Raw genomic sequence first — 4,209 nt, 5'->3', positions numbered from 1 at the left:
GCCAGGCAAGACCCCTCGAGAATAGGCAGCGCTCATCTGCCTAATCTCGTGCTATCGGTAACCCGGAAATCTTCTGCCGCCCACGCTCCTAGACAGCCTGAGGGATCAACGCGACGCCATGCGTACCATTCGTGAGTATCCGGCATTGCCGGCAGGTGCGGAGACTCTCGGCACTGTGGAAGCTGGCCGCTGCCATCGGAATTTCACGCAGACCGCTCCGACTCAAGAGAACGTTATGACAGACCTGAAGGTGGCGGCGTATGCCAAAGGTGCCGACGGGATTACCGGTGTGAGCATCGAGAAGAAGTCGGGCCTGAGCAACAACTGTTGGTATGTCCTCAGCGGGACAGCCGTTGCATTCCGTCTTCCCGAGCAGAAGAAGCAGTAGTCGCGGTGGGTTGACATGTGGCGCGTGAGGGGACACCATTAACCCAGCTGCCGCCAATTCGGCAGCCGGGTTTGGCGACCTGAATACACAGAGGCGCACAGCGCCGAATGGCGCTTTTTTCGTGCCCGTTTTATGGCGGGCGTGTTGGGCAGCCTTCGGGCTGGCCGGGTTCCTTTGTGTCCGGTTCGCCAACCCAGCACGCCCGCCGCCCTCCCAATGGCGCGGCGGTCTCCAATGGAACCCAAAGGAAACCGAGCATGACCAAGAGAATCCCGCCGATCCGCATCCCCAGCCTCGACAAAAACGAAGCTCCCAAGTCCACCGAGCGCGCCATCGGTTTTGGTGACGGCGGTGAGTACGGCGTCCACCTCTTTCACGTCAATGCGTCGGCGTCTCCCGCTGAGGCAAACGAGTTTGCAGTAATTGCGCGCGAAGCCATTGACGACCTGCTGGACGAGGCGATTATGGATGGGACCATGAGCGGTACTCGCGCATGGGTCGTACAGGTACTCAACGGCGCCATCAAGGCCGCCGAGGACTACTCCGACGCCACCCGGTAGAAAGCCCCAGCGGCTACCATCGAACCCAGCAGGCCACCCAGGGAACACCGACGACCATGACCAATGCCGCCAGCATCGACGCCGAAGAAGCCCGCCTCCAGCAACAGCTCCGCATCGAGCGGATGAAATTGCAGCTCTCGCGCGTCAAGGGAGACAAGTGGCTTGCCAGGTTCCCGGTGATCGCTCTTGGAATCTTCGCGCTGTTCGCTGTGTGCACGATGGGCGTGATCCTGCTGGTGGCTGCCGAGCGGTTCGCACACTGATCCCATCGGCGCGGCAGCGCATGGACTCAACAGCAGCGGCCCTCCGAGCCACTACCGTCCCCACAGGAAGCCAAAGGGAGCCCTACCAATGACTACAGGCGACGCCAAGGCCCGCGAGGAGTACGAGCGGTTGCTGCGGGAAGTGCAACTGGCGAACATGCGGGAGACCCATCGGCTACTGACAAGCACGTGGCGACAGAAGGTGCCGGGCATTGCCACCGCAGCAATGGCGTTCCTGGCTGGTGCCGGCGTGGCCCTGTTGCTGGTCGTTGTAGCTCGTCATGTAGCGCTCTGAGCGCGTCAGAGAGAAGAACTAAACGGCCCTTCGGGGCCGTTGTCGTCTCTGGCTCCCACAGGGGTTTAAGCGCCAGCCTAGGACCAACCAGCCGCCCTCACTCGGTCTCAACCGGGGCCACTGAGTAAAACACGGAGCAAAGATAGAAACCCACCCGGCCACCACCGGGAACCGAGAGGCCACCCACGGCCTCCCGGCGCTTTGCCGTGCCTGTCTTCCGGGCACGTTCACCACCACCACCGACCCTCCGAGGGATACAGACGCATGATTGATCTTGACCCGCAGCAACTCGCCTCCGCCATTGCGCTATGCGAGCCGCTCACCCTCCGCTCCATCGCCTTCGACACGGCCACTTTCGACCTGCTGAAGGGGCTGCAACGGAAGCTGGAGAGCCGCATCCGCCGGAACACTAGTAACGCCGAGGTGCTGAAGTACCTGCTGCACACCCACCCGGAAGCCCAGCAGCTCCCGCAGTGACCCCACAGGAAACCCTCGACGCCCTGGCGGCTGCCGAGGTGCAGCACCTGTCGTTGGCATCCCTCCAGACCGACGAAGCCCTACAGCCCCGCGAGGCGCGCATGGTGCCTTATCGGGAGCAGACGCGCGTGCAGGTCCGCAGTGACGAGCACACCGGAACCCTGCGGCTTGCCCTGGAAGCCTCCCACAGCATCCAGCTTGAACCCTTGCTGGTCGCCCAGCTCGACGGAGGACTGTTCGTCGTGGACGGCCACCATCGCCTGCGGGCGTATCGACTTGCCGGCAGGGAAACCGTGCCGGTTCGTGTGGTGCCCATGGGCCACCGTGAGGCCGTGATGGTCTCAAAGCTGGTCAACTGTTCCGGCCGGGCACTGGAGATGCACGCGGAGCAGAAGCGGGATGCCGCGTGGCAGTACCTCGCCGAGGTGACGAAGCGCGGAACGGATGAGCTGCCGGCAGGGGAATCCCTGCGGACCATCGCCGGGCGCTTCGGTGTGGCTCGCACCACCATCGACCGGATGCGAGACAGGCTGCCCGCCGTGAGCCCGGCCGACTACCCCGAAGCTGCCCATGACCCCGGCACGGGCTTCCCCCGTTGGCGGTACGTAAGAGAGGCCGGCGCAGGCTGGCCGGACATGGAGAACTACATGAGCGCAGAGCAGCTTACGCAACACGAAGCCGAGAAGCTGGCCCGGAAGATCGGGGCCTTGTTGGACAAGGCATCTCCCGAGGCCACACGGCGCGCACTGGCGATGCTGGCAAACGAGGCGAAGTCGGCCGCCAGCAACGCGGACGCCCTGGCGTTCCTCGCGGAGACAGCCGAGCCGGAAGACGAAGGCTACTGAGTAGCCGAAGTCCTCGCGGGGACAGCTCGGGGGCCTGGAGCAGGCACTTTCCTACCTGCTGATCGCCATACCCCTCAGCACCCTCATTGTTTCCCTCATGGAATCAATCAGCGACGTGAAGTGGCCTCATGAGGCCACCCACTGTCCCAATGGGTAGCCTGATTTGGGACAGTCTGGATGCCGGAGTGGCCTCATGAGGCCACCCATTGGCCTCCAAAGGGAAACAGTCCGCCTCGGACTCCATGGCCTCATAAGGCCGCCTCAGTACCCTCTCGTCCCCATCGGGACACCAGCAGCACCCAGCGCACCCAGCAGCCCCACAAGGCCCCACAAGGCCCCGCACGGCCACTACAGGGCCACGCGGCCACCTAGCGGCCCATGGCCCCATCCGTCCCCAGCGGCCACTCTGCCGCAGCACTCAGGGGACGCGCACTCGACGACATGAAGCCCGGCGCTCGCCTCCCGCGACACTGGGGACGATCACGCATTCAAAGACCAAGAAGGAATCCTATGCCCCGCACCACGCCACTACGAATCGACGGTGCCCCCGTCATCAACTCGTCGCAATCCTCGAACATCCCTCTCCAACCTTCCCAGCTCGGGAACCCGTTATCGGCGGGATCGACCCTTCGCGGCGTCGCGGCGGCCCTCAATGGCATCGGATCGGAAACCCTGGAGATTGCCCGGCAAGGGCGCCTGCGCAGGCTTCAGGAGCAGAAGGAACAGGAGCAGGCCCAACAGAAGCAAGACGAACAGGATGCCAGCGATGGTAAGGCCGCTGCCGAGGAGCGAGCCGTAACCGGCAAGGTGCCCGACCTCGTATCCATGAGCGACACCGCGCGCCGCTCCTATCAGCAGGTGGATGGTGTCCGCGTTGCCGGGGACTTTGAAACCCAGCTCATGCCCAAGCTAGCCAAGTTGGAGCCCGGCGAGGACGTGGACGGCTTCATTCGCAACGAGGCAACGAGCTACGCACAGAACGCCAACATGCCCCCGGAAACCTCTCGGGTCTTCATGGCCGCCGTGGCGCACCAGCAGGAAGGATGGAAGCAAGGCTATCTCCGTCAATCCATCGCCGAGTCGCTGCATCGAGACGTGGAAAGCATGAAGGCCGTGGCGGTCGATGGGTTCCGAAAGGGCACCCTGTTCACCCCGGAGGGGTACGAGACATTCCGCACCTTGGCGCTCCATAAAGGTCTGTCGGACGAAGACGTGCAGGACATCATCGCCACTTCCGCTCCCGCAGCCATGAGCGACGGCAAGACGGACATCGGCCGCATGCAGGCGTTCCTGCGCACCATCAAGGTCGGCGAAGACGGTGGCACCTTGGCTGACGTGCCTGAGTACAAGCAGAACTTCGACCTAGGAGCGTGGGCGGTAG

The 4,209-nt window shown here is 63.7% G+C and carries 7 protein-coding genes; all 7 read left to right on the top strand.

Going from position 1 to position 4,209, the window contains the following annotated elements; all coding sequences use genetic code 11:
- Positions 1-118 precede the first annotated feature (118 nt).
- The gene (locus ACH65_RS20125) at positions 119-388 is read left to right on the top strand and encodes a hypothetical protein (protein WP_153242675.1); all 270 of its coding nucleotides are present in this window, start codon (positions 119-121) and stop codon (positions 386-388) included.
- Between the two features lie 257 nt (positions 389-645).
- Entirely contained in the window at positions 646-948 is a 303-nt protein-coding gene (locus ACH65_RS18015; RefSeq protein WP_049624021.1) for a hypothetical protein, read from the top strand.
- A gap of 56 nt (positions 949-1,004) precedes the next feature.
- A complete protein-coding gene (locus tag ACH65_RS18010; RefSeq protein ID WP_049624020.1) occupies positions 1,005-1,211 on the top strand; it encodes a hypothetical protein in 207 nt (68 codons plus the stop codon).
- Between the two features lie 88 nt (positions 1,212-1,299).
- Positions 1,300-1,506, top strand: coding sequence for a hypothetical protein (locus ACH65_RS18005; protein ID WP_049624019.1), 207 nt, complete (start codon positions 1,300-1,302; stop codon positions 1,504-1,506).
- A 264-nt stretch (positions 1,507-1,770) separates the two neighbouring features.
- Positions 1,771-1,983: a hypothetical protein gene (locus ACH65_RS18000; RefSeq protein WP_049624018.1), complete on the top strand. Its 213-nt coding sequence runs from the start codon at positions 1,771-1,773 to the stop codon at positions 1,981-1,983.
- The gene (locus tag ACH65_RS17995; protein WP_053096319.1) at positions 1,980-2,828 is read left to right on the top strand and encodes a ParB/RepB/Spo0J family partition protein; all 849 of its coding nucleotides are present in this window, start codon (positions 1,980-1,982) and stop codon (positions 2,826-2,828) included. The genes ACH65_RS18000 and ACH65_RS17995 overlap by 4 nt, the downstream gene beginning before the upstream one ends.
- 510 nt (positions 2,829-3,338) lie before the next feature.
- Positions 3,339-4,209: hypothetical protein (locus tag ACH65_RS17990; RefSeq protein WP_049624017.1), on the top strand; the 871-nt coding region annotated here is incomplete at its 3' end.

The organism is Frateuria defendens, assembly GCF_001182895.1.
Classification (GTDB): domain Bacteria; phylum Pseudomonadota; class Gammaproteobacteria; order Xanthomonadales; family Rhodanobacteraceae; genus Frateuria_B; species Frateuria_B defendens.
The sequence above is the reverse complement of the archived record's forward strand: the minus strand, read 5'-3'. Positions and strand labels throughout refer to the sequence as shown.